The sequence below is a fragment of the Peribacillus simplex genome (genome assembly GCF_030123325.1).
Classification (GTDB): Bacteria; Bacillota; Bacilli; order Bacillales; family DSM-1321; genus Peribacillus; species Peribacillus simplex_D.
Genome location: NZ_CP126106.1, coordinates 1,467,949 through 1,492,454, shown reverse-complemented (window position 1 = coordinate 1,492,454; position 24,506 = coordinate 1,467,949). Strand labels below are relative to the sequence as shown.

The 24,506-nt window shown below is 40.9% G+C and carries 27 protein-coding genes; 9 read left to right on the top strand and 18 right to left on the bottom strand.

Translation table 11 applies throughout. From position 1 onward, the window contains the following. Nucleotides 1-13: 13 nt before the first annotated feature. The 4 genes from QNH43_RS07215 to QNH43_RS07200 form a co-directional block, all read right to left on the bottom strand. Nucleotides 14-499 carry a DUF3993 domain-containing protein gene (locus tag QNH43_RS07215; protein ID WP_283917320.1) on the bottom strand — a complete coding sequence of 162 codons (486 nt, stop codon included), beginning with the start codon at nt 497-499 and terminating at the stop codon, nt 14-16. A gap of 181 nt (nt 500-680) precedes the next feature. After that, complete coding sequence (locus tag QNH43_RS07210) at nt 681-908, bottom strand: hypothetical protein (protein ID WP_283917319.1); 228 nt, start codon at nt 906-908, stop codon at nt 681-683. Between the two features lie 74 nt (nt 909-982). Next, nucleotides 983-2,188 (bottom strand): EAL domain-containing protein, encoded by a 1,206-nt coding sequence (locus QNH43_RS07205; protein ID WP_283917318.1) that lies wholly within the window; start codon nt 2,186-2,188, stop codon nt 983-985. A 189-nt stretch (nt 2,189-2,377) separates the two neighbouring features. Beyond that, the gene (locus QNH43_RS07200; RefSeq protein WP_283917317.1) at nt 2,378-4,234 is read right to left on the bottom strand and encodes an SLC13 family permease; all 1,857 of its coding nucleotides are present in this window, start codon (nt 4,232-4,234) and stop codon (nt 2,378-2,380) included. Between the two features lie 162 nt (nt 4,235-4,396). On the opposite strand from QNH43_RS07200, the gene QNH43_RS07195 reads away from it, so the two are divergent. Next, the gene (locus QNH43_RS07195; RefSeq protein WP_283917316.1) at nt 4,397-5,260 is read left to right on the top strand and encodes a metallophosphoesterase; all 864 of its coding nucleotides are present in this window, start codon (nt 4,397-4,399) and stop codon (nt 5,258-5,260) included. A gap of 172 nt (nt 5,261-5,432) precedes the next feature. Here QNH43_RS07195 and crcB read toward each other — a convergent pair whose 3' ends face one another. Both crcB and QNH43_RS07190 read right to left on the bottom strand, forming a co-directional pair. Continuing rightward, complete coding sequence (gene crcB, locus QNH43_RS27725; protein WP_434060161.1) at nt 5,433-5,795, bottom strand: fluoride efflux transporter CrcB; 363 nt, start codon at nt 5,793-5,795, stop codon at nt 5,433-5,435. Next, a complete protein-coding gene (locus QNH43_RS07190) occupies nt 5,792-6,172 on the bottom strand; it encodes a fluoride efflux transporter FluC (protein ID WP_283917315.1) in 381 nt (126 codons plus the stop codon). Before QNH43_RS07190 ends, crcB begins: the two co-directional genes overlap by 4 nt. A 162-nt stretch (nt 6,173-6,334) precedes the next feature. Here QNH43_RS07190 and QNH43_RS07185 point away from each other — a divergent pair, with 162 nt between their 5' ends. Both QNH43_RS07185 and QNH43_RS07180 read left to right on the top strand, forming a co-directional pair. Beyond that, complete coding sequence (locus tag QNH43_RS07185) at nt 6,335-6,634, top strand: hypothetical protein (RefSeq protein WP_434060187.1); 300 nt, start codon at nt 6,335-6,337, stop codon at nt 6,632-6,634. A gap of 292 nt (nt 6,635-6,926) precedes the next feature. Next, nucleotides 6,927-7,433, top strand: a complete 507-nt coding sequence (locus QNH43_RS07180) for a YkyB family protein (RefSeq protein ID WP_283917313.1) — start codon at nt 6,927-6,929, stop codon at nt 7,431-7,433. Nucleotides 7,434-7,468: 35 nt separating this feature from the next. On the opposite strand, the gene QNH43_RS07175 is transcribed toward QNH43_RS07180, so the two are convergent. Further along, nucleotides 7,469-8,398: a chemotaxis protein gene (locus QNH43_RS07175; RefSeq protein ID WP_283917312.1), complete on the bottom strand. Its 930-nt coding sequence runs from the start codon at nt 8,396-8,398 to the stop codon at nt 7,469-7,471. A gap of 536 nt (nt 8,399-8,934) precedes the next feature. Beyond that, the gene (corA, locus tag QNH43_RS07170; protein ID WP_283917311.1) at nt 8,935-9,909 is read right to left on the bottom strand and encodes a magnesium/cobalt transporter CorA; all 975 of its coding nucleotides are present in this window, start codon (nt 9,907-9,909) and stop codon (nt 8,935-8,937) included. A 156-nt stretch (nt 9,910-10,065) separates the two neighbouring features. On the opposite strand from corA, the gene QNH43_RS07165 reads away from it, so the two are divergent. After that, nucleotides 10,066-11,214 carry an aminotransferase A gene (locus QNH43_RS07165; protein ID WP_283917310.1) on the top strand — a complete coding sequence of 383 codons (1,149 nt, stop codon included), beginning with the start codon at nt 10,066-10,068 and terminating at the stop codon, nt 11,212-11,214. A gap of 88 nt (nt 11,215-11,302) precedes the next feature. Here the strand turns inward: QNH43_RS07165 and QNH43_RS07160 are convergent, their stop codons facing one another. The 7 genes from QNH43_RS07160 to QNH43_RS07130 form a co-directional block, all read right to left on the bottom strand. Next, nucleotides 11,303-11,668, bottom strand: coding sequence for a hypothetical protein (locus QNH43_RS07160; RefSeq protein ID WP_283917309.1), 366 nt, complete (start codon nt 11,666-11,668; stop codon nt 11,303-11,305). Nucleotides 11,669-11,733: 65 nt separating this feature from the next. Then, nucleotides 11,734-12,636: an NAD(P)-dependent oxidoreductase gene (locus QNH43_RS07155; RefSeq protein ID WP_283917308.1), complete on the bottom strand. Its 903-nt coding sequence runs from the start codon at nt 12,634-12,636 to the stop codon at nt 11,734-11,736. Nucleotides 12,637-12,642: 6 nt separating this feature from the next. Beyond that, nucleotides 12,643-13,428 (bottom strand): SDR family oxidoreductase, encoded by a 786-nt coding sequence (locus tag QNH43_RS07150; RefSeq protein ID WP_283917307.1) that lies wholly within the window; start codon nt 13,426-13,428, stop codon nt 12,643-12,645. A 322-nt stretch (nt 13,429-13,750) separates the two neighbouring features. After that, a complete protein-coding gene (ptsP, locus tag QNH43_RS07145; RefSeq protein ID WP_283917306.1) occupies nt 13,751-15,469 on the bottom strand; it encodes a phosphoenolpyruvate--protein phosphotransferase in 1,719 nt (572 codons plus the stop codon). Beyond that, nucleotides 15,469-15,735 carry a phosphocarrier protein HPr gene (locus QNH43_RS07140; RefSeq protein WP_076366836.1) on the bottom strand — a complete coding sequence of 89 codons (267 nt, stop codon included), beginning with the start codon at nt 15,733-15,735 and terminating at the stop codon, nt 15,469-15,471. The genes ptsP and QNH43_RS07140 overlap by 1 nt, the downstream gene beginning before the upstream one ends. A 213-nt stretch (nt 15,736-15,948) precedes the next feature. Continuing rightward, nucleotides 15,949-16,734 (bottom strand): ABC transporter permease, encoded by a 786-nt coding sequence (locus QNH43_RS07135; protein ID WP_076366838.1) that lies wholly within the window; start codon nt 16,732-16,734, stop codon nt 15,949-15,951. Next, nucleotides 16,734-17,363, bottom strand: coding sequence for an ABC transporter ATP-binding protein (locus tag QNH43_RS07130; protein WP_349654817.1), 630 nt, complete (start codon nt 17,361-17,363; stop codon nt 16,734-16,736). Before QNH43_RS07130 ends, QNH43_RS07135 begins: the two co-directional genes overlap by 1 nt. A 188-nt stretch (nt 17,364-17,551) precedes the next feature. Here QNH43_RS07130 and QNH43_RS07125 point away from each other — a divergent pair, with 188 nt between their 5' ends. The 3 genes from QNH43_RS07125 (at nt 17,552) to QNH43_RS07115 (ending at nt 19,602) form a co-directional block, all read left to right on the top strand. Continuing rightward, nucleotides 17,552-18,370 (top strand): thermonuclease family protein, encoded by an 819-nt coding sequence (locus QNH43_RS07125; protein ID WP_283917304.1) that lies wholly within the window; start codon nt 17,552-17,554, stop codon nt 18,368-18,370. 285 nt (nt 18,371-18,655) lie between these two features. Further along, nucleotides 18,656-18,817: a hypothetical protein gene (locus QNH43_RS07120; RefSeq protein WP_283917303.1), complete on the top strand. Its 162-nt coding sequence runs from the start codon at nt 18,656-18,658 to the stop codon at nt 18,815-18,817. Nucleotides 18,818-19,113: 296 nt separating this feature from the next. Continuing rightward, on the top strand, nt 19,114-19,602 hold the full coding sequence (locus QNH43_RS07115; RefSeq protein ID WP_283917302.1) for a sigma-70 family RNA polymerase sigma factor: 489 nt from the start codon (nt 19,114-19,116) through the stop codon (nt 19,600-19,602). A gap of 43 nt (nt 19,603-19,645) precedes the next feature. Here QNH43_RS07115 and QNH43_RS07110 read toward each other — a convergent pair whose 3' ends face one another. After that, nucleotides 19,646-19,840: a hypothetical protein gene (locus QNH43_RS07110; RefSeq protein WP_098371164.1), complete on the bottom strand. Its 195-nt coding sequence runs from the start codon at nt 19,838-19,840 to the stop codon at nt 19,646-19,648. A 453-nt stretch (nt 19,841-20,293) separates the two neighbouring features. On the opposite strand from QNH43_RS07110, the gene QNH43_RS07105 reads away from it, so the two are divergent. Next, a complete protein-coding gene (locus QNH43_RS07105) occupies nt 20,294-20,470 on the top strand; it encodes a YkvS family protein (RefSeq protein WP_064505160.1) in 177 nt (58 codons plus the stop codon). Nucleotides 20,471-20,669: 199 nt separating this feature from the next. Continuing rightward, nucleotides 20,670-21,296 (top strand): DUF8580 domain-containing lipoprotein, encoded by a 627-nt coding sequence (locus tag QNH43_RS07100; protein WP_283917301.1) that lies wholly within the window; start codon nt 20,670-20,672, stop codon nt 21,294-21,296. 52 nt (nt 21,297-21,348) lie between these two features. Here the strand turns inward: QNH43_RS07100 and QNH43_RS07095 are convergent, their stop codons facing one another. Together QNH43_RS07095 and QNH43_RS07090 are read right to left on the bottom strand one after the other, a co-directional pair. Then, nucleotides 21,349-22,389, bottom strand: coding sequence for a YkvI family membrane protein (locus QNH43_RS07095; RefSeq protein WP_283917300.1), 1,041 nt, complete (start codon nt 22,387-22,389; stop codon nt 21,349-21,351). A gap of 242 nt (nt 22,390-22,631) precedes the next feature. Continuing rightward, nucleotides 22,632-24,326, bottom strand: a complete 1,695-nt coding sequence (locus tag QNH43_RS07090) for a M3 family oligoendopeptidase (protein WP_283917299.1) — start codon at nt 24,324-24,326, stop codon at nt 22,632-22,634. Nucleotides 24,327-24,506 lie beyond the last annotated feature (180 nt).

Sequence of the window (24,506 nt, the reverse complement as noted above, 5' to 3'; positions counted from 1 at the left end):
TGAAAAACTTGCCTTATTTCATTTTATCACTTTCATACTTTACATCCGTTACCTTCCAAACGTCATTTTCCTTTTTCAAAGTAACTGATTCAACATGTTTTTCCATCGATACCGGTCCGTCCCCAGTGTCCCCGAGTTCCTCCTGAACATAAATGACATCACCGTTTTTCCCATATATAATTTCCGTATTTTTGTCGTAACTGAAAAAAGGGATATAATACGGAGCGAAATCCGATCCAAAAGCGGTATAACCGCCATCGACTTTCACTACATTCGCTTGGACAAACTTCTTGATGAAATCACCCGTGAAATGTTTATCCAACTTCCCTTCAATCGCTTCCTTAGTACGTACTTCCTCACTGATCGAACCCTGGTTCTCCATGGCATCCTTCACTAAAGATAGCACTTCATCTCTATGTAAACCCTCCGCTGAAGCAGTGAACCCTCCACTTAAAAATAAAAGGATACTGGCAAGACATGCAACTAGATATTTCTTCATTACAATCATCTCCTTGTTATAGAATTTCTCCTAATGGTTCTGATTTTTGCCTATGCCTTTCAATACCCGTAAAAATCAAAGCCAAACTACAAAATCAAATTCTCCGGGATATCTTGATACCATTACCCATTCTTCACAATAAAAAAGGAGATTTCATGATATTGAAATCTCCTTCTCGGAATTATCGAAAAGCATAGTAAAAAATAAAACCGGCAACCAAAATCGTCCCGACGAAAAGGGAAACGAATACCGGGTTCTTTAAATAAGGATGTTCTTTAACTGAATCATCGATAGTCGAATCATATCTGGCCTTCACTTTCTGTGCCCTTGCTACAGAATAAGTATAAAAGAGCAGATATAATGCCATGATTGTAATGATTATGATTAGAATCCAGATGTACGTGCTCAAAATATGTCTCCTCCAAGCGCATCATTTCTGCTTATCGTTACACATTTAAAGCGATTATATTCATGAATCGGTTTTTATAATAGTGCCTCATTTTCATATAAATAACTATAAGAAAGATCACAGAAAATGTATTCCTTATTATTCAGGGGATATGAAAAGGTCCGTATCGTTTCCCCCGTTTCGATATCACTGTATAAATCGGATAGTCTTCCTTTTTTCTCATTGCGCATCTTTACGATATTTTCGAGAAAATAAGGTCTCCAACTCCAATTTTTATTCATATAACTGGGCTGGACTAACCATTGCCCATCCTTATGTAGGATATTGGGGGATTTTTGGTACCCCTCTTCATCACAAATATAAAGCCGAAAACATACGGAATCCATCTTTTTCGCCAAAATACCGAGAAACTCTTCATGGGAGCCGTTCCGCTTTTGCTGTTTTAAGAAATTTTGCATATTCTCGTTGAATTGCAAAGTCTTTTGATAAACGGCTTCAAGCTTCTTGGTCTCTAAAGAAATGAAGGACTGACATTCTTGATGGAATTTTTCACGAAGTAAATCTTTATTAATGAATTCGCCTTCCGGTTTCGCCAAAAAATACCCTTGATAATATCGTCCCCCATTCTTCCATGCAAAACGAAGCTGGTATTCGGATTCAATGTTCTCAAATAGTAAATTGGCGCCGATTTTTCGTGCAAGCATGCTTAGAGAAAACAGGATGACCTGATAGGCATCTCCACCTGAAATGCGAAGCTGGTCCAGGTTAACTTTTAAAATATTCGGAGAAATCTGTGCGATTCGGTCCAATTGTGTATCTTGTCCTAAATGATCTAAAGCTATCTTAATCCCATATGTTCTGAAGTAAGCAAGCACATGCTGCAAAGGATCCAAGTTTTCCGGACTGATCGTGTCTGATAATTCCAGCACGATCCGGTGCATTTCCTCCGGTTGAAAATGACGATGTAAAATCTCCATGAATTCTTCGCCATGATCCAGCATAAGCAAATTAGGATCTCTGTTGATAAAGATAAGAAAATCTTCACCATAGTCTTTTATTCTCTCCAAAGCAATTTCAAGTACGTAATTATCCACTTCCACCCTATACTCTTCCGGCACTGCAGAATCGTGAAAAAAAGGGCCAAGGCTTTTATATTCCGATTGTTCCTCATAGCGCCCCAGAATTTCATACCCGATTACCTGATGTTGATCTGCACTGAAAATCGGTTGAAAGAATGGTGTCACCCTGTCTAAATTCTTTAATATCTTTTCTGTATCCATGATGCATCTTCCCCCTAATTACGAAAACACCAATATGCCAAAATTATACCATTAGTTTCTTGCATTGATAATAAATAATTTTAATTCCTACTGCATAACTCTTTTTTCAGAACCCATTCATCCAATCCATTTGAAAAGAAACACATTGAAAAAGCATTGTCCATGAATGGAACAATGCCTTATGTCTTATCAAAAAGGGAAGAACCATGGGATTGTGATCACCATGATAACGCCAATGAAGATCTGTATGGATATCCCAATCATGATAAAATCTTTATGCTTGTAATCACCCGCCGTCATGACAAGCGCGTTGGTAGTGGCAACCCTCGGGGTCGATAACGCCAAACTGCCGGCAACGGCAAGGCATATAAACACAGGAAGGGGATCGATGCCTTGATTCACCGCAGATGTCAGTGCAATGGGGGCCATGATTACCGCCGCGGCTCCATACGGGATGAATTGGCTCAGGATCAGTGTCAGGAGGTAAAAGACCGCTAATATGCCGTGTGCCCCGATATTACTGAATAAAACCGCCAGCCAATCACTTATCATCCTCACTCCGCCCGTATTATCCAATGCAGCCGTTATTCCGAACATGGCGGCAATCAAAAGAACAGGTTCCCAGTTAATCTTTTGGTAAGCATCCTCCATCGAACGGACACAGCCAGTGATCACCATCAACAATGCGGCCGTCAATACCGATAGTACGGCAGGGACGGACTCCATCGATAATAGAATGATCATCAATGCAGTGATTCCCAAGGCAATCCATGCTTTGCCCTTGGAGTTGACCGGAGAGCCATCTTCCGAGGTACTTCCAATAACGATGACATCCTGTAAATCCGAGGAAATCCTCTCAATGTTCTCCCATTCTCCATGTATCAGGATTGCATCCCCCGGTTTAAGGCGTTCCGTTCCGACATCTGCTTGAATATATTCGCCATTCCGATTGATTGCAAGCACATTACATTGGTATTTCTCACGAAAATGCACATCTATCAAGGTTTGATTTTCATAATCCGAGTTCGGGACGATCAATATTTCTGTCAATCCAAATCTACTGCTGAGAAAATGTTTCTTTATTTGTTCGGTATTGAAATGTTTAAACTCCAGTTCATAGTTAAGTGCCAATCTCTCAACTGCTTCTTCTTCTCCAAACACCAAAATGATATCTTCAGGATGAAGAACCTCATCCGCCCTTGCTGAAATCGTCAGCTGTCTTTGCAACAGCGGTAATTGCTTATCCTTTGGCTTCCGCTGTATTTCAATCAAAGTCAATTCATACTGAATAGGAAGCTGGAGGTCAGACAGCCTTTCTCCAACAATATCGGAAGTTGCGGGTATATGCAGATAATGCAATCTGTCATATACTTTGTACATGCCTGCAAGCTCCCCTGCCGACAGTCCCTTGACACTATTGTTCGCGGCAATCGTCTTCTCGGGAAGCAACAGGCGTCCGAGTGTCAACATGAAGAATAACCCTGCTGCAAAGGCGATCAATCCCACGGGTGTAAAGTCAAAAAACTCTAATGTCCCTATTCCGTTTTGTCGTAATACATCAGCAACGATCATATTTGAGGGAGAACCTGTCAGTGTTAATAGCCCTCCAATACTGCTTGCATAGGCAAGTGGCAATAAATACCTTGTCGGACTTGTTTTTTGTTTCAAGGCCATGCTCATAACGAGCGGAAGCAGTATGGAAACAATCCCTGTTCCGCTTAAAAAGGCACTTAATATTCCTGCTGTCAGCATGACGATAAGCAGCGATTTCCATTCACTGCCCCCACATAAACCCAACAACTTATTTCCTGCCTTTTCCACGATTCCTGTATTTAGCAGGCCGGCACCGACTATGAATAGCCCAGCCAGCATGATGACCACTTGATTCGCAAAACCGGCCACTAGCTCATCCAATGTAAGAATCCCCAGTAAACCCAGAATGGATAGTGCACTAAGTGCAATTAAATCTGCTCGAAATTTCCCTTGTATAAAAAGCGCAATCGCGCATAGAAGTATAATCAGTGTAATAAACATTGGTTCGGTCATCATGTTACCTCCGTATAGATGTTCAATTTCAAACCGGATACGGTTTCATCAAACCCCAGTTTACATGTTTTTCATATGCTCATAGAAGATATTATCTTCATTTTATGTATATTGTTTGTTAGTATGAGGAAGTAACATTTATATATAGATAGGTTGATTAATTTGAATAAAACCATAACCAGAAGAACATTCTTAAAGAAAAGTCTTGGTACATTGGCTACCTTAACCGGTTTAGGTATTGGCGGAAACTATTATGCCCATAATTTGGAACCAAAATGGTTAGAAATCAAGCATAAAATCATCAGCCATCCGCTTATCCCAAAAGGTTTTCATGGCATGAAGATGGTCCAATTCAGTGATACGCATTTAGGCTTTCAATTTCAGCTTAAAGATTTACAAGCAATTGTCAATAAGATAAACCAACTGGACCCTGATGTTATTTTATTTACCGGAGATTTGATGGACCAGCCTAATAAATACAAGGATTACCAGAAAATACCTCTCGTTTTAAATCAGCTCAAAGCGCCACTTGGAAAATTCAGCATCTACGGTAACCATGATCATGGGGGATATGGCTCAGAAATTTACAGCGATATCATGGAAAAATCACAATTTACCATGTTGCAAAATACCTCAACTAAGATTACCTTATTAACCGCTGAAAAAATAGTCATTGCCGGGGTTGATGATGCAATGCTAGGAAAACCTGATTTTGAAAAAGCACTAGCTGGCATCCCTGAAGAAGTGTTCACCATTATGCTTTCGCATGCCCCTGACCTTGCCGACACATCAAGGAATTATGACATCCAGTATCAAATAAGCGGTCACAGTCACGGAGGACAAGTACAAATCCCCTTTGCCGGTGCCCTTGTAACTCCCCCATACGCTGAAAAGTACCGTGAAGGCACATATGAAATCGATTCTTTAACGTTACATGTCAATAGAGGGCTTGGCACAACCCGTCTCCCATATCGTTTCCTTTCACGTCCGGAGTTGACTGTTTACGAATTCCAATCCGAAAAATGATTGGAAAAGAATACAGGGGAAAACCGCCAGACTTTTTAACAAAATCTGTGCGAATAAAACGACTTGTTGCCATAAGTCATGTGCAATGGACTCCTATGAATTATAGCATTAGAAGTATATCTGAGAAAACCAGGTTTTTTTTACCAGTACCAAATGGTAGTTGCCATAAAGGTTATATCATGCTTAAATAGCCGCACAGGAAAGTTCCGATACACCCTAAAACAGACACCGTTATATAGATAAGGCTATCTATATAACGGTGTTTCCTAATAAGTTCAAGTGTTTCCATACTGAATGTTGAAAAGGTCGTAAAAGCACCCAGGAAACCTATTGTCAGAAAAACCTGCAAAGATAAAGACCAGCTTTCTTTCTGTGGCAACGCCATTCCGAGCCCAAAGGAACCTATAAGGTTGATCAGTAAAATGCTAATGGGTATTGAGACGGCTGGCAATAGCCTATTAAAAATAATCTGCAAGACATATCTAGAGGCCGCTCCAAAAAAGCCCCCTATAAAAACTGAAAAAACCTCAATCAAAGGGACTCACCTCTCCGTCTATCAAAAAGGCCCAGTCCGAAGAAACCAGCAACCAAACCAAAAAAAAGCGTGGCACCAATATACAGTCCCGCCAATGCCAGAGAAGCCTGCAGTAGATTCACCACTTCTTGGGAAAATGTGGACATCGTGGTGAAACCGCCGCAAAACCCGCTGCCCAGCGCTAAAAAAACAACCGATTTCTTTTTCGAGGCGAAATAGCCATTGATCATTCCAAGTAAAAAGCTGCCTACTATATTTATTAAGAGGGTTCCAAACGGGAAGAAGGAATGGCCAGCAGTCAAGATTACGCAATATCGCAATATCGCTCCAGCCGCTCCTCCAAAACCGACTGCAAAAATGCTTTTAAACCGATCCATTAAGGTCCCCCCAAATTTTTCTCATAAGTAGATTCATTATAACAGATTAAGATGAAACAGGCTCTTTTCTTAAAAAAATCCATACTATGTAAAGAATTTGAGAAAAGGAGGCAAATTATGCAAACACAGTATTTTCCTTACTACCACTATCCACAGACCATTATGCTACAGAATGATTACAGGAATGCATATGGGAATGAATATTGGAATGACGAGCGCTTCTTTCCTTTCTTTCCGCTTTTGGCGCCTGTAGCTTTCGTTGCGGGATTGGCAATTGGACCATTGCTATTCAATAACCGTCCACCTGTCTATCCTCCATACCCTCCTCCATACCCGCCCGCTTACCCTCCTTACCCTGCTTATCCAGCGTACCCTCCCTATCAAGGCTTTCAGGGTTATCAGCAACAACAATTCGGCGCACAGGCTGGGGTATCTGAAAATATCAATATATACACACAATAAGAGTTGGACAGAAGGCGACATAAACGCCTTCTTTTTCTTGGTCCAAAAGGGAGCCCGATTGAATTTTACTTCCCTATATATTTTGAAGTGGTATAATATGAAAATGAATAGATGGTAAAGTGTTGGGAAATGATGGTCATACCCTTAGAGATGTACATGCCTTATTTTTTCACTATTATCTGCCTGGTTGCAAACACGTCTCTATTTCAACCAATATATAAAACAGGTTTTTACTGAAGGAAGTCTGTTTGTAACGTCCTTCTAACCTTATTAAGAAAAGGAGTTTCCACTAATGAACCAAACGAAAGGACATTCTGAAAGGGATGAGTTTTCGATAAACTCCCTTGCCCAAGCCGTGTTTATTGTCAATAAACATGCAAAGACTGCATTGGAGCCAAAGAATTTATATAATTTAAAACGGCTCGCATTAAGCAAGCTTATGCAAGAAGGAAAAGCGAAGAAGATTGGACTTCATTTCTCTGATAACCCTCGCTTTGCAGCACAACAATCCGACGTCATTGTCGAATGCGGATCATATGTTTTTCATTTACCTCCCACTAAGGAAGATTTGAAAAAACTACCCCACCTCGGCAGCCGGGCAGCCTCCATACGGAACCCTAAAGCCGCGTTGTCATTATCCAAGGCAAAACAGATCCTGCAATCTTACGTTGGACAAGCAGGAGAAAAACAACCGAACACAAACAACACCGAGAAAAGGGCTCACGGGCGCGGGTCGGTCAAGCAACCTTTTCACAATCCTTTCCCATCCTCCTTTTTAGGAAAAGGTTCCAAGTATTAATCATTGATAAACCAAACGGGCCGTGAGGTAACGCCTCATCGGCCCGTTTTCACATTCATAATACCAATCAATCTGTCTATCAACTTTATAAGCTCTGCAATTTCAGGCTTGCTGATTTGTGCGTCGGCCCCTACGACATGCCCTTTATGACGCAGGCTGTCAGTATTCAAAGAAGAGAAAATAATCACCGGCAATCCAGCGAGTTCCCCGTTTTCCTTTATTCTTCTAGTCAAATGATGTCCATCCATCTGAGGCATCTCAATATCGGTAATCACCAGTTGCACTTCATCTTCAACCACTTTTCCCGATTCGATTAAATTCTCCAGATAATTAAATGCATCAAGTCCATTTTCATAAAACTCCAAGTACTTGAATCCAGCTTCTGACAATGTATCAAACAGCAGCTTTCTCAGTAATGGAGAATCTTCTGCAATCAGGATCCTCTTGTCTGAATTTTGCCGGGTACCAAGCTTTTTAACCTGTTGGATGTTTATTCCTGATTCTGGATTGATTTCGACCACTATCTTTTCAAAATCGAGTAACAGTAACATTTCACTATTTAATTTTATTACTCCGATAATCTGACTTTCAAGGCCTTGATACATATCCGAAGGCTTTTCGATTTGGGACCAGGAAATACGGTGAATCTGTATTACGGTATGGACATGGAAAACCACTTTTTGCTGATTGAATTCAGCCACTATGTATTTATCCTGCTCAGGAGTTTCAGATGGCGGAAACCCTAAAGCATCCGCGACATTCACAACTGGCAGGACTTCTCCGCGAAGCTCGATGATCCCCTCCACATTTGGATGGGAATGAGGGACAAGCGTGATGCGGACAGGATTAATGATTTCCTTCACCTTGATTACGTTAATGCCGAATTTATTCTTTCCGAGACCGAATTCAACTATCTCAAGCTCATTCGTGCCACTCTCCAGTAATATTCCTTTATTTGCTTCCAATGTGTCATCTCGCCCTTCTCTTACTTTTTCATTTCATAATTCCCACGAATAATTTCATGGTTTTATCAATGAAATCATACCTAATAATTCGGTTAAATATTTCTTTTGTTTAGAGCACAGACAAAAAAAGGAACAAGAAGTGATTATCTAATGAAGCCAAACTAAAAAGGGACCCATCAGAGTCCCCCTTTTTCCAAGTTCATATTTAACCACTGCCATTCCGCCCATCATATCGATCGTAAAGGGCCTGTCTCTTCGACATCCCCCTCCATGATATAACCGATATGGGTATTAAGCAGACCTGATAGGCTGGTCGCAAAATAACGTCCTGCAGCCCTTCCAAACCCTATTCGCATTTAGAGAAAAGCAACAACGAATAAACCATTCGTTTTTCCCGCAATTTCCAGCGCCGCTCCTATCAAAAAATACTCATAAAAATCACCCCAGAGATGATATTTCCGCCGCGCAACAAAATCCAGCCTACTCGACAATATCTCAACTGAAACTTGGAATAGCAGCAGGCCAGTTGGTTCATGTCATCTCTTTCGCGACCTATTCTTTGGATTGAGCCAACCTTTTTTAACAAAGAATAAAAACATCATCAAGGCAATTCCGCCCATCATTCCAAGAATGAGGAAATAGCCATAATGCCAATTTAATTCCGGCATATATTCAAAATTCATCCCATATACGCCAACTATGAAGGTCAGCGGCATGAAAATGGTAGTGATGACAGTCAATGTCATCATCGTTGAATTCATATTATTAGAGTTCACAGACAAATAACTATCACGGATATCTGACGAAAAATCTCGATAGGATTCAAGCATTTCAGTCAATTTAAGAAGATGATCGTACACATCATTAAAATAAAGGTGCTGATCTTTCAAGTAATTCAGTCGCTCCGATGAAATCATTCTGTACAATAAATCACGCATCGGCAATATGGTCCGACGGAGCCTGGACATATCTGTACGTAAATCGAAAAGCTGATCCATCAATTCGTTAATCGTGTCATTTTCAGTATTTTCCTCAATGCTACCCAATTCGCTTTCAATTTTATAAACAGGTGGGAAGAATTCATCGACGATCCTGTCAATTATCCTATGCATCAAGAAAAAGGGACTTTGCTTCAACATTTTATTACCAGCAATTTCTTCCCGTACCTTTTCCAGTTCAAGCATCTCTTCCTTATGAAAACTGACTATCCATTTTTCACCAACAAACATATCCAATTCCACTGCTTTAAATACCTTCTCCCTTAGAGCATGTATCACCAGAAATTGGTAGCCGTCATAAAAATCCATTTTGGGACGTTGATTAAAATCATCCAGGCAGTCTTCAATTGCCAGCGGGTGAAAGTGAAAATGATTGGATAAAAGTTCGATTTCCTTGTTTGTGGGGTTGGAAAAATCCACCCAGAACCACTCGATATCCGGATTATTCAATTCCGTAAGCGGTAAATCAAAACTGATTTCTTGATTAGAAGTAATTGCACAAGTCCTTATCAAATATATCAACCCTCAAAATTTTCTTATCATACATTATACCTTTAATTCATCAATCTCAAAAAGTTTTCTCCCCCATCCAAACTAAATGATAAAATAGAATGAATGAGTCAAACATAGTACATAATTCATGTAGTTAGAAAAGGGAGGATATTCATAGTGGAACATTTAATAAACCCTCTAGTAAAAGACGTTCAAATATCAGGAATCCGTAAATTCTACAATATGGTGGCTGATATCGAAGGCACCATTTCCTTAACGATAGGACAGCCTGACTTTCCAACTCCAATGCATATTAAAGAAGCGGCAAAACAAGCCATCGATAATGACTATACCGTTTATACTCACAATGCCGGCTATCTGGAATTAAGGGAAGCCGCTTCAAAATATGTCAAGGATAAATACAAGCTTAGCTATGATCCGGCGAATGAAGTCCTAGTGACTTCTGGTGCCAGCGAAGGCATAGACATTACCTTTCGGACGATTCTCATCCCAGGGAACGAAGTCATATTACCGGGTCCCGTATATCCGGGATATGAACCCATCATTAAGATGTGCGGTGCAACTCCTGTTTATGCCGATACAACAAAAAATGGATTTCGTTTGACTGCAGATATAATTGAAAAGTACATAACTGATCAAACACGGTGCATCGTTCTGCCCTATCCATCGAATCCGACCGGGGTTACATTATCTGCCGAAGAATTATTGGATATTGCCGAACTTGTAAGGGGCAAGGACATATTCATATTGGCTGATGAGATTTACAGTGAACTGGTATTCGATCAGGAGCATGTTTCGATTGCCACTTTCTTAAAAGAACAAACCATCGTCCTGAACGGATTGTCCAAGTCCCATTCCATGACCGGATGGAGGATTGGCCTTCTGTTTGCGCCTGTAGCCATCTCTCAGCATATCCTGAAGGTTCATCAATACAATGTAACTTGTGCCGCCTCCATATCGCAGAGGGCTGCCTTGGCAGCATTGACGGCAGGCAGGGATGATGCCATTCCCATGAAGACTGAGTATGCACGGAGACGGGAATACGTATACAGTCGCTTACAAGCGATGGAACTGGAAATAGTCAAACCGAATGGCGCCTTTTACTTCTTTATAAAGCTGCCTGAAGGCTATGACTCTTCCCTTGATTTTTGCCTCAAGCTTGTTCAACAGGAAAAAGTGGCAGTGGTCCCTGGAGATGCCTTCTCTCCCCTTGGCGAAGGGTACTTCAGGATATCTTATGCCTATTCCATGGAAACCCTTGAAAAGGCTTTGGACCGTATTGAAGCTTTTTTAGCTAAAAAGTAACCGAAAAAAAAGTGGCCTTCAATTGAAGGCCACTTTCCTATTTTTCAAAGATGTCAGGCTACCGGAGGTTTTTCACCAAGCCAGTCAACTAATACAATCTCCGTAAAAAACGAATTTCCCGATATCCTTCTTCCTTATTTGTCGTGGTAAGGCTCACTTCAACGATGGACCCAAGCAAATCAGCCATTACTTCTTCAAATTCCTTTGCGGAGCGAGGCTTTGAAAAACCTAAACTCTTCAATTCGCGCATCAGGATCTGAAAACCGGCATTCGTTTCGATATGACTGAATTTCACCGGCAAGATTAGCGGACTTTCATTCATTAATTTCAGATCCCAACGAATGGGCTTTGTTTGATGAATGGTTTTTTCTCGTTTAAAGCCTTCAATCCTTACAATATATCGCCCATCTTCTAATTCCTGAAACTTCATATCGATATCATCGAATTCGCCCATAGCTTTCACTCCTTTTTGTAAAGGCTGTCGCTATCAGCTTATTCATGGTAAAGAAATGCTAGCACTTAATTATAATGTTTATATAACGCCTGTGTACCGCTATTTTCCTCGCCAGCTTCTGCCAGCCCCTCATATAGGGATTTGCTTAGGCTTAATCCAGGAGCGTCCATTCCCATTCTTTCCGCTTCATTAAGTGCAATCTTCATATCCTTGATAAAATGCTTGATATAAAAACCAGGTTCAAAATCCCCTTCAACCATCCGCGGCACAAGATTGGACAGTGACCAGCTTCCGGCAGAACCCGATGATATGCTTCTTAATACCCGTTCCGGATCCAACCCCGCCTTTTGGGCATAGGAAATCGCTTCAGTCACTCCGATCATATTAGATGCAATGGCGATTTGATTGCACATTTTCGTATGCTGTCCCGAACCAGCCGGGCCTTGATGGACAACATTGCTGCCAATGATATCAAAAATGGGCCTGACCGCTTCAAATGCCTCACTAGACCCGCCGACCATGATCGTAAGCTTTGCATCACGGGCACCGATATCTCCTCCGGAAACCGGTGCATCCAATGATTCCATGCCTCTTTTCTTGGCTTCCTCCGCTATTTTCACTGCCAAAGTCGGAGTGGAGGTCGTCATATCGATTAAATGGGTACCTTGTTTCCCGTTCTCGATAAGCCCATTTTCCCCAAGATAGATTTCTTCCACATCACTAGGGTATCCTACCATGGAAATGATCACATTAGCTTTCTGAGCAATTTCCTTTGGTGAAGATGCCCACTTCGCGCCCTGTGAGAGCAGTTCACTTGCCTTATCTTTCGTCCTTGTATAAACAAATACCTCATATCCCGCCTTAAGGAGATTTGCGGCCATACTTTTTCCCATAACTCCTAAACCTATGAAGCCGATCACTTTGTTCGATTGCATCACTTCAGATTCCTCCCAATCATTTTGTTTCAAAAATCCTTAAATGGACTTTATCATTCCTCCGTCAACTAAGTAGGACTGCCCCGTTAAATATGTATTGGCACCTGAAACAAGGAAAGTAACGAACTTTGCAAATTCCTCGGGTTCCCCATAACGGCCAAGAGGGATTTTGTTAATGGATTGTTCAGTCATCTCCTCAGTAGTGACGCCTTGTTTCTCTGCATTTAATTTATCAAGGTGCTGAACACGGTCCGTAGCGATTCTTCCTGGTCCAACTGTATTGATCAATATCCGGTCTGGTGCTAATTCTGAAGCTAACGTCTTTGACAATCCAACGATTGCAGTCCGGAATGTATTCGATAGGATCAATCCCGGAATCGGTTCCTTAATGGATGAAGAAGCGATATTAACGATTTTCCCGCCCTGTTTTTTTAAATGTGGCAAGCTCTCGCGGATCGTCCTTATGAAGCTTAGTAAATTAAGTTCGAAAGATTGTTGCCATTCTTCGTCATTGAAATCTGTAAATGAACCCCCTGGAGGACCTCCGGCGTTATTAATAAGAATATCGATACCTCCGAACTCTTCAGCAGTTTGCCTAACCAAGCTTTTAATATCTTCAGCTTTTGTTATATCCGTTACCATAAAAGCAACTTTACCCGCCCCAAGCTGTGATATTTCCCTTTGCACGGCGGCAAGTTTTTCTCCATCACGGCTGGCTAGCATGACATTTGCGCCTTCTTTAACCAATTCAGCTGCCATGGCCTTCCCCAAACCTTGACTTGAGGCTAAGATCAATGCATTTTTCTTTTCCAAATGTAATTCCATATTTTATCATGACCTCCATATTCTCTAATCTATAATTCCATTATATCGCCATATTCGAAAAGTGAAAAATCTGAATAATCATTCTTGTGATTTTTTATATCCAGCGGTCACAAAAAAAATTGCCGGTTGGATAACCCAACCGGCGTCAAAGGGGGAAATGAGAATGTCAACTGCCCTAATAGAGCTAAACAACTGTGCTTGCTTTTTATTTACCCCCATTTTGGTGCAATAAACATTTTTTCTTGAATGTCCAAGCAAAAATTACATGAAAGCACCCCATCCGGGGATTCTGTGGATGGGGTGCCATTTTTTCTCATTTTTTCTATTTCTTCAAAGCGTTAATTACCGCTTCTTTCACATTATCATTCGTATCCAACCCTAAAACTTCCTGAGATAGTTTTTTCATCTCTTCAAGCGAAAGTTGGCTAATTAAAGAACGTGCTTTTAAAATCGAGGTGGCACTCATTGAGAATTCATCAAGACCCAATCCGATCAAAATCGGTATGGCAATTTCATCTCCAGCCATTTCCCCACACATCCCGGCCCATTTCCCTTCTTTATGAGCGGCATCTATGACCATTTTAACCAGGCGTAAAATCGCTGGGTTATACGGTTGATATAAATAAGATACTCTCTCATTCATTCGGTCAGCGGCCATCGTATACTGAATCAAGTCGTTAGTGCCTATGCTGAAGAAATCGACTTCCTTAGCAAATATATCAGCCATCACTGCAGTTGAAGGGATTTCAACCATAATTCCGACTTCAATTTTTTCGGCAACTTGAATGCCATTATCAAGCAATTCCTGCCTAACTTCAGCCAAGACGGCTTTAGCCTCGCGGAATTCAGCTAGTGTGGCAATCATCGGGAACATGATTTTCAAATCCCCATAAATGCTTGCGCGAAGCAGGGCACGGAGCTGAGTCCGGAAAATCCCCTGCTCATTTAAGCAAAGGCGAATCGCACGGTATCCAAGAAAAGGATTCATTTCCTTAGGAAGCTCTAAATAAGGCAACTCCTTATCTCCGCCAATGTCAAGCGTTCTGACGACTACAGGCTTACCTGACATACCTTCCAGCACCGCTTTGTATGCCTCGAACTGCTCTTCTTCACTTGGAAAGTCATTTCTGCCCATATAAAGAAATTCCGTACGATATAACCCGATGCCTTCTCCGCCATTTTGATGAACGCCATCCAGATCTTTTGGAGTACCAATATTTGCAGCCAATTCCACATGATGGCCATCATTTGTAACAGTTTGTTCATGAACCAGTTTAGCCCACTCAGCCTTTTGCATGGCATAGGCTTCCTGCTCCTCTTCGTAGCGTTTCACGAGTTCAGGAGTAGGATTTATGTGCACTTCACCTTTTAGCCCGTCAATAATGACCAAGTCACCATTTTCAATGGATGAGGTCACTGATTTTGCTCCAACGACTGCTGGAATTTCCAATGAACGTGCCATTATGGCTGAATGGGATGTCCGTCCACCGATATCGGTCGTAAATCCTTTGACGTATGCCGGATTCAACTGTGCTGTATCGGATGGAGTCAAATCCTCCGCAATGATGATCACTTCTTCAGCAATCATGCTTGGATTTGGAATATGAACACCTAAAAGATGCGACAGCACCCGTTTCGTCACGTCACGGATATCCGCTGCCCGTTCCTTCATGTATTCATTATCCATTTGTTCAAACATCGTAATGAACATGCTTGCGGTTTCATTTAAGGAAAACTCAGCGTTGACGCTTTCTGATTGAATTTTATCCTGAATGGGAGTTATAAGTTCCGGATCAGCCAAAACAAGAAGGTGTGCGTCAAAGATAGCGGCTTTATCGGCCCCTAAATCCTTTTCGGCTTTATCCCTGATTATCTCCAATTCATTTGTTGACTTTTGAATAGCTTCCTTAAAACGGGATATTTCCGCCCCGACATCTTCTATGCTTCTTTTTTCAATCGATAAATCTGGCTCTGTCAGTCGATAGGCTTTAGCGATGGCTATTCCGTTTGAAGCTGCTATTCCACTAATCAAAGTGGACATTATTCTGCTAATCCTTCTCTGTTCAACGTTTCAGCAAGTGTATTTAGTGCATCATTTTCATCGCTTCCTTCAGCAGAAATCGTAATTTCCGCACCTTGGCCAATACCCAGTGACATTACACCCATAATGGACTTAAGGTTCACTTTTTTTTCTTTATAAGAAAGGTTTATTTCTGAATCAAATTTTCCTGCAGCTTGTACAAGCAATGTAGCCGGACGAGCGTGAATTCCTGTTTCTGCAGTTACTGTAAATGTTTTTTCTACCATATAAATCAATCTCCTTTAAGATAAATTAACAAAAATAGGTTATGTAAGGGGGGTTCTCCATCCACTCAGAAAAGAAATGAAAAAAGAAATGCCCTTTTCCTTATCAGGATAGCATTATCATTCCCAACAAACAAACCAAAACTATTGGTACCTACAAAATAGTACAAAAATATGGATGGAACTGCAACTATTACTTTTCAGATTCTTCAATGATTAAATGGATAACTGTGCATTTTTGGTAAAAAATGCCCTGAAACTCAGCATAATGAAAAGGACCACCGTTAATGAAACACTTCCGAGAATCCCGATTATTATCGCAATCTGGTATTCAATAGCGATGAGCGGGCTTATCCCCGACAGGATTTGCCCTGTCATCATTCCTGGAAGGAAGATAATCCCCATCCCGAGCATATTGTTCAAAGTCGGGAGCACTGCGGAGTCGAATGCAGCATCCACATATTTCTTCACAGCCCTCGCTGGAGTCGCTCCAAGCATCAACATCGCTTCCACCTTTTCACGATTACTGCTAATCCCATCATGAAGGTTTTTAAGCGCCAATGTCACTCCAGTCATGGCATTCCCAACGATCATCCCTGCAATTGGAATGAAATACCTCGGCTCATACCACGGCGTGAAATGGATGACAACCACATTAAAATAAAACAAGGCCGCCATGGGTCCTGACAACATACTTAGGATAACCATCCTTTTGATTTTCTTATTAATTGTATAAGGCACTTGCTTAAAAATATTATGGATGGAAAACAGGGCCATCGCACATAAAAATCCTAAAGAAAGTAAAGGGTGGGGATTTTCAAAGATATATGTCAGAACATATCCGGCGAGAATGAGCTGCACAGTCATCCGTACCGTAGCGAGCATGATTTGCTTTTCCCGTGAAATCCCCCGCCATTTCACGATTATGAGCAGAATTACTACAAAGACGTAGGCTGCACAGAGACGCCAGAACTCAATATCTATTATCCCATTCGCTTCCATTAATAGTCACCCTCCTTCGCCTTTTTCAGAACGATCCTCTTTTCAGCACATATTTCCGCAAGCTGTTTTGAATGGGTTATCATGATGACTGTTCCTTTTTCCCGCTTCACTTCTTCTAAAAAACGGCTCATGACCGTCAGTTCGGCTTCTTCATCAAGAGCTGAAGTCGGCTCATCCAGTAAATACACCTCAGGTTTCAATAAAAGTAACCTCGCCAGTGCCAGCCTCTGTTTCTCCCCGCCCGAAAGATTCTCCGCCCCTTCGTCTAAAGGCTTCTGCAACTGGACGGTTTCAAGTGCTTTAACCAATTCGGCTTTATCCTTTTTTTTCCGTTCTGTCAATTCCAGGCCAAGCTGTAGGTTTTCTTCAATCGTACCCGGTAAAGTGAACGGTGACTGAGAAAGCATTGTGACTTTACGCCGGAGCTCTATCGGGTTGAATTCATCCAGCAACTGATCCTGATAATAGATCGAACCGCTATCCGGGTCATCCATCCTGTTCAATAATCGGAGCAGTGAGGTTTTCCCTGCACCGCTTTCCCCGGTCAAGCAAGTAACCATACAAGCGGATATTCTCAAATCATCAATTTTCAAAATCCCTTTATACCTAATATTTTCAAGCCTAAATATCATTTTACACGCCTGCCTCCCTTGCTCCACCATATCATTATAAGAAACTATCACGATATGAGGTAGCGATGCATGAAAAAATTTCAATGATTTTCATTTTCTTTCCCTTTTTTATAGGTTAGTATTATTCCTGCCGAATATATCCATGACGGACGTGGAAAACACCTAAATAAATGGAGGGACTTATCATGAGCGGAAATTCCTTAATACAATCTTATCTGAATGTTTTTCTCCTGACTGCACTTTGCCTGATCACGTTGTCTGGCTGCCAAGCTGCATCAGATAACCTAATTAATCAATCCAAACAGGAAGAGTCAATTTCCAACGAAGGCATCCGATCCAGTGCGGGTTCTTCAAATGAAGAAAAAGGCAAGACATTCACAGCCGAGATCATTAAAGTTGTTGACGGAGATACAGTAAAAATCAAAATGGCTAATGGAAATGAAGAAACGGTCAGGCTCCTTTTGGTAGATACTCCAGAAACCGTGCACCCATCCAAGCCCGTTCAGCCTTTTGGACCTGAAGCAAGCAAATTCACCAAGGAACTAATGCCAGCGGGTTCTGAAGTGGAAGTAGAAACCGGCATAGGTGAAAGAGATAAATATGGCAGGCTGCTGGCCTATTTTTATGTTGACGGTAAAATGGTGAATAAACTCCTGCTTGAAAAAGGACTGGCCAGGGTAGCCTATGTTTATGCACCGAACACGAAATATCTAGATGAATTGGAGAGTATTCAGAAACAAGCCCAAAAAGACGAAATCGGTATTTGGTCAATTGAAAACTATGCAACTTCAAAGGGGTTTGATGATTCGAAGTCCATGGAAGCTTCAGTGGAAATGCCAACTGCATCTTGCAGTAACCCGCAAATTAAAGGGAATATTAACTCTAAAGGCAACAAAATATATCACATTCCTTCGGACCAATATTATGAAATAACCAAACCGGAAGAAATGTTTTGTACCGAACAAGACGCACAGGATGCTGGATTCCGAAAATCGCAAAGTTAACAAATACAATGGTTAATAGTATGCCCGCTTCGGAAATCGCAATTAAGAACGTTTAAGGGAACTTAAAAGAGATCCGTTTGCCTGCAGTTTTTTTATTTAAAAAAGCTCCGGCTTGATTTCAGAAACCCGCTCCCTGTCTGCCGAGCCTCATCAAAGCAAGCATTTAGAGGGTCTCGGCTAGCCAGTTTTTCGGCAAAAGTGTCGCAAATTTCTTCAATCAAATGAGGATCACAGAAAAACCATTGAAGATAAGCTGGTCTCAAACTTGGTTTGGGATGAGTCCAGTTGATTGGAACGGATGGTACGAGACTCCTGCTTAGAAAAGCGCGTCCAAGGGAGACCCCACAGGCGAAAAAGCGCCGAGGAGGCTCCCGGACCGCCCGCGGAAAGCGAGTGCTTGGAGTGGAAATCAACGTTCCTTTTACAAACCCTCAAATAATCGTTTAAGTGATTTCATAAATCCCTTTTGTCGACAAACTGAATACCTCCCCATGATATATGGATTTACATTAAATGAAAAACACATCCAATCTAAGGATGTGTTTTTCATTTGGGCCTCCCCTCTTTTAAGTTCAATTGAATCTTCCTTTTCCTTTTAATAAGTTCGTCGTTAATCCCGTTAAAACCCACTTTTTATTCCTTTCATTTACCCGTTATGCCAGTTGGCTTTAGCCGAACGATTTATTTATGTTAGAAGCACCCGGGAATACAGGAAAGTGCACTTTCTAAAGGTGGCTTGCTTAATGGAAGATTTCTCAGCACTAACGTCTGAATTCACGCCGATGATCCATCATATCATCCGCTCACTTTCCATCTATAAAAATAAGGAAGAATATTTTCAAATAGGATTGATTGCTTTATGGGAGTCATATGGGAAATTCAATGAGGAATACGGTCAGTTCTCCAACTATGCCTTTACGGTAATCAAAGGCAAAATTCTGAACGAATTAAAGCACCACCATAAATATGAAGCCCACACCGAACCATTTGATTCCTTCATACTAGACATTAAAGATCCACTTTCAATACACGATGAGGCCTTTGCCATCGATAATATCTTAACCTACACGGATGGATTGACACTGAATCAGCAACGCTGGCTTTTACAGACGTACTTGGAGAATAAAACGGTCACTGAAATTGCTGAGGTATATCAAGTTACTACCGCAGCCGTCAAATCATGGAGAAGGTCCGCTTTAAATAAATTAAGGAAACAATTGATTTTTCGATAATGAATAAGGGTGGCTCAATCATGAGCCACCCCAAAAATATACATTAACTTCTCGCTTCTTCTAAATACGTATAAATTATCACACCGTTATGTTGAGCATTCCCCCGAAAATGTTTAAAGTCTTCCCTTTTAACAAGAACCTCACGAAAAGGTAAAAATTCTTCTTTGGTTATCCTGAATTCATCCATTTCCCGATTTGCCAGTTTATCGAGTACATCTTTTGCTTCTTCTGCATTCATAAGATTATCCTCCTTAATTATCAAATGTTCCTTCATTTCTACAGGAGAAATTCCGTTTTAATTTTAACATAAGCTTGCCACTTAATATAATTCCAGAACTTTTTGATGTCCACTGCTACATATTTCTTTACGAATGCTTTAAAATAGTGCAAACTGTATAGTAAAATATCATACTGTAAAATGATTGGCATTTATTGTACATAGATTTACATACTGGTACGTATAACTGCGTTCGCAACATTTACCAAATTATGCCACATCATTACAGCTGCTCCATTACAAGAAATCGTACCTTCCTTTAAAAGTTTAGCTTACTGTACCGACATAAGAGATAACTTTTTCTCTTACTAGCACTTCCCACGTCAAAATCTAAACCGCAAGATGTTCGAATAATCCAATTACTCCATAGTTACTTTTTGATCATTGGAAACAAAATGGGAAAGGATGATTACCATGAAGAAAGCGGAAGTTGGAAATATCATTGAATTTAGAGAAGGCTTAAAAGGAATCGTCGAGAAAGTGAACGAGAACTCAGTAATCGTGGACGTCACGTATATGGAAAATTATCGTGATTTGGAACTTGAACAGAAAACCGTCGTCAACCATAAAAATTATAAAATCATAGGATAATTCAATGTACTCAAACGGGATGGTTACTAGATGACCATCCCGTTTTTCACTTTATCGCAAACTTGCGAATTGATTCTCCCGCTTTTTGTAACCATTTCCATTTCATTCCGTCTAATTCATTAAAGGGCAAAGCACCTGTATGTGATGCAGGTATAACCAAATTGAGATTGGAATTTCTATCAGAAAGATGAGGGAAAACATGACTAGTTGGACACGTTATATTGGCTGTGCCACATTCGCCGCTTTTCTTCTGACTGGCTGCGGTACGACCACAGACAAAAATGCAGATGAGCCACAGGAAGACTCAGTAAAAGAGGGGAACGAAGGCAATATTTCTCAAGAAGATAATTACAATAACCGAAGTGATAACAAAGTAAGACTGATGGAGCAAAACCTGCGGTATACAATTAACGGGGAAGCAAAAGAAAAAACAGCTTTCCTAAAAAAAAGTGATAATCAACCGTTCAGCCTTTATGTTTTGCAACAATTCAGGTTAAGTGCCGAAGAACCAGGAAAGGATATTGTGTTCCTGACTGAAGATGACTCCATTTATATGAGAATCGAATTGTTGAAGGCGGATGTCAATTGGGATGAGGTGGAAAAAAATGTTCAAGCCCAGCTGAAAAGCATTTCAGAAACAATTAGCGATCCTTCACTTGATGTCGAGGGCGGAACGGGCTTTGAAGTGGAAAGCGGCGATGATGTGATCACTTCCATATTGCTCAAGGATGAAAAATCACCCGTCCGCTTAACTATATTCACGAAAAAAGATAGAGATTACCGGGATGCTTTTCTAGAGATGGCAAAGACGCTGATGAAAAGGTGAACATTCATTATACCCGGATACGGAGGGCTAAGGGCAGGCCCTCCGTTCTTCATTACTCCTTCCCCGCCTTGCTTTTCCAGACCAATATTAAAAAAAGGAGGCTTATGTATCCAAAAACCGGATAAATATATCCTAGTAACCTTCCATATCCGAATTCACTGATGATCAAAGCTATTAAAAAAATCACCGCTATGATCAACATGCTTGGCAATTTAATATAATTGCTGATTTGCCTCTGTAATCCATATATGTTTCCGATGACCGAAGTGAATATCTCCCCGTAAATCACCAAAATGAACATCCAATATAACTGACTGGCTGCCGTTCTCATAATAACCGCTGAAGGAATTTCATATCTATTCACGTCAGGAAGTGTCATAAGTGAAAAATGCCCCGTCAATAAAATGATTGTCAGGAATATCCCACCAAGAATTGCACCATGTTTAATGACCTTCTCCTCTCGAACTTCATACGCAACCGGAACCAGCACAGCCTGTGCCAAAGCAAGGTTAAAGGCTGTATAGGCAAATGGTGACAAAATCATTTTCACGGTGATCACTTCATCAGGAACTTTTGTAAGTGTCTTAAAGAAATCCCCATTATCCAAAGTCGAGAAAAAAAGGATCAAACTAAAGCAGATCATGATTGGTACAACAAAAGAGTTCACAGTGAAAACACCCCGCATGCCCATCATCAGGACCAAGGATGCCAGTATGATCGTAGACCAGCTTCCTATACTTTTGGGCACGCCAAGTTGTTCTTCAAAAACGGCTCCTGAACCCGAAATCATGACAGCCGTCACCCCTAACAGCATGATAAGGAAAAAGAAGTTGATGATTCCCGCTACTTTCCTCCCAAAAAGAAATTGATTGAACTCCTCATAAGAAGATGCTCTTATCCTTGTGGAAATGAGCATGATTTTCGTCCCAGTGAAAATGAAAATATAACCTGCTATTAAAATCCCGATAAAGCCATAAAAGCCATAACGGGTAAAAAACTCGACAATCTCTTTTCCAGTTGCAAATCCTGCACCGACGACTGTGCCTACATAAACTGCTGCAATCTGAAAACTCCCTGACCACCTTGACAGCATGCTCTCCCCTCCTCCCTACATTTATATGTAAGGAAGAGAGATTTAAGACAAGCCGAGCAATATTCCTTTCGTCGGCTGTTTTTTCCTGTGCTAACATTCTCATAATTTGTGAAGTCTGAAACTCCCTATGCATTTCTCTGTGGAGCTAACAGCACTTTTCATGCCAAAATTCCTAGCGTATGAAAGGTTTAAAAAAACGCTTGGAATAATCTCCAAGCGTTCGTTTCATACAGCCTAATATTTCATAATGCCTTATCATCTACAGTGGAGAGCCATTCGTCTATCACCTTTACAACGGACTGTACTGTACCGTCATCAAATGGGGATTTCAGATTCGCAGATTCAACGAGACCAAGGAAGGACTTGCTGCCTCCAAGTTGGCACAGATTCAAATAATCCTTCCAAGCCGTTTCATCTTTTTCATTCGACCTTTTCCAGAATTGGAAAGCACAAATCTGGGCCAATGTATAGTCGATATAATAGAAAGGTGATTGATAAATGTGGCTTTGCCGCTGCCAATACCCGCCATTCTCCAAGAATTCATTTCCTTCATAATCGCGATGTGGCAAATATTCCATCTCGATTCTACGCCAAGCCTGCTTTCTTTCAGCGGGGGAGGCATCGGGATTTTCATAGACAAAATGCTGAAATTCATCAACAGCTACCCCATACGGGAGGAAAATGAGGGCCCCGCTTAAATGGGAAAACTTATACTTTTCCGTATCTTCCTTGAAAAACAGCTCCATCCATGGCCAAGTTAAAAATTCCATGCTCATCGAATGGATTTCACACGCTTCATATGTAGGCCAATAATACTCAGGAATGTCAAGTTCACGGCTGCGATACACTTGGAATGCATGACCTGCCTCATGCGTCAAAACATCAATATCCCCGGAAGTACCGTTGAAATTAGAAAAGATGAATGGAGCTTTATAGTCTTCTATAAAAGTACAATAGCCACCGCTTTCTTTTCCTTTCTTCGCCACAAGGTCCATTAGGTTATTATCAATCATATAGTTAAAAAACTGATTAGTTTCAGGCGAAAGCTCCTGGTACATCTTTTTCCCATTTTCGATGATCCACTCAGCATCGCCTTTTGGAATGGCATTACCCGTTCTGAAATGAAAATTCTCATCATAATAGTTCAGTTTCTCCAATCCAAGACGTTTGCGCTGACGTCCCTTCAGCCGGGTGACAAGCGGTACCACTTCCTCTTTCACCTGCTTGCGGAATGCAGCAACCATTTCAGCATCATAATCAGTCCGGGTCATTCGATAATACCCAAGTTCCACGAAATTCCCATAACCCAGCGCTGTCGAAATCCCATGCCTCACCTTGACAAGATCATCGAATATACGATCCAATTCCTCCTGTTTTTCTTCAAAGAAACCGTAATAAGCCTCACTTGCATTTTTCCTTAACTCACGGTCCGGAGACTCCATAAAAGGCTGAAGTTGCGCAAGTGTTAATTCTTTTCCATCAAAGTGAATTTTTGCAGAGGCAATCAATTGTGAATATTCACTTGATAACTTATTTTCTTTTTGCAGCTGTGGTATGATTTCGGGCGAAAAAGTTTTGAGTTGGGCCTCTGCAAGGTCAAATAGTTGAGTTCCCCATTTATTCTCAAGCTCTTTACGATATTTCGAGCGAACGAGTTCATTGTAAAATTTTGTGGTTAACTCTTCCATTTCAGGGGAGAAGTCATCTAAATAATCATTCTCAGCTTTATAAAAATCATCATTGGTATCAATGGAATGCCTTATATAGACCAAATTAATCATCGTACCTACATAATTTCGGATCTCATTTATTTCTTCCATGGCTTTTATTTGCGCATCAGCATTAGCAGCGTCAATAAACTTTTCCAAAGCTTTCATGAATCGAGTTTTAATTTCATCCATTTCAGGACGTTTATATTCATACTCATTAAATTTCATATGTACGCTCCTTTTCATGATATAAAAACATTTTTTCAACCTGAGTAACATTTTGCGGTTATCGTAATATAATTTAATTCGCCACAGCATTATTAAAAACCTTTATGCCCTCAAAACAAATTCAAATTTTATCAGACATAAAAAACCAGCACCTGTAGTCAAATCCGGGTGCTGGTTCTT

What these genes read in the sequence shown, in the direction of transcription:
- QNH43_RS07215 (WP_283917320.1), bottom strand. Translation starts at nt 499, where the DNA reads ATGAAGAAATATCTAGTTGCATGTCTTGCCAGTATCCTTTTATTTTTA.
- QNH43_RS07205 (WP_283917318.1), bottom strand. Translation starts at nt 2,188, where the DNA reads ATGGATACAGAAAAGATATTAAAGAATTTAGACAGGGTGACACCATTC.
- QNH43_RS07200 (WP_283917317.1), bottom strand. Translation starts at nt 4,234, where the DNA reads ATGACCGAACCAATGTTTATTACACTGATTATACTTCTATGCGCGATT.
- QNH43_RS07190 (WP_283917315.1), bottom strand. Translation starts at nt 6,172, where the DNA reads ATGGATCGGTTTAAAAGCATTTTTGCAGTCGGTTTTGGAGGAGCGGCT.
- QNH43_RS07185 (WP_434060187.1), top strand. Translation starts at nt 6,335, where the DNA reads ATGCTACAGAATGATTACAGGAATGCATATGGGAATGAATATTGGAAT.
- QNH43_RS07180 (WP_283917313.1), top strand. Translation starts at nt 6,927, where the DNA reads ATGAACCAAACGAAAGGACATTCTGAAAGGGATGAGTTTTCGATAAAC.
- QNH43_RS07160 (WP_283917309.1), bottom strand. Translation starts at nt 11,668, where the DNA reads ATGGGCGAATTCGATGATATCGATATGAAGTTTCAGGAATTAGAAGAT.
- QNH43_RS07150 (WP_283917307.1), bottom strand. Translation starts at nt 13,428, where the DNA reads ATGGAATTACATTTGGAAAAGAAAAATGCATTGATCTTAGCCTCAAGT.
- ptsP (WP_283917306.1), bottom strand. Translation starts at nt 15,469, where the DNA reads ATGTCCACTTTGATTAGTGGAATAGCAGCTTCAAACGGAATAGCCATC.
- QNH43_RS07140 (WP_076366836.1), bottom strand. Translation starts at nt 15,735, where the DNA reads ATGGTAGAAAAAACATTTACAGTAACTGCAGAAACAGGAATTCACGCT.
- QNH43_RS07135 (WP_076366838.1), bottom strand. Translation starts at nt 16,734, where the DNA reads ATGGAAGCGAATGGGATAATAGATATTGAGTTCTGGCGTCTCTGTGCA.
- QNH43_RS07125 (WP_283917304.1), top strand. Translation starts at nt 17,552, where the DNA reads ATGAGCGGAAATTCCTTAATACAATCTTATCTGAATGTTTTTCTCCTG.
- QNH43_RS07115 (WP_283917302.1), top strand. Translation starts at nt 19,114, where the DNA reads ATGGAAGATTTCTCAGCACTAACGTCTGAATTCACGCCGATGATCCAT.
- QNH43_RS07110 (WP_098371164.1), bottom strand. Translation starts at nt 19,840, where the DNA reads ATGAATGCAGAAGAAGCAAAAGATGTACTCGATAAACTGGCAAATCGG.
- QNH43_RS07105 (WP_064505160.1), top strand. Translation starts at nt 20,294, where the DNA reads ATGAAGAAAGCGGAAGTTGGAAATATCATTGAATTTAGAGAAGGCTTA.
- QNH43_RS07100 (WP_283917301.1), top strand. Translation starts at nt 20,670, where the DNA reads ATGACTAGTTGGACACGTTATATTGGCTGTGCCACATTCGCCGCTTTT.
- QNH43_RS07095 (WP_283917300.1), bottom strand. Translation starts at nt 22,389, where the DNA reads ATGCTGTCAAGGTGGTCAGGGAGTTTTCAGATTGCAGCAGTTTATGTA.
- QNH43_RS07090 (WP_283917299.1), bottom strand. Translation starts at nt 24,326, where the DNA reads ATGAAATTTAATGAGTATGAATATAAACGTCCTGAAATGGATGAAATT.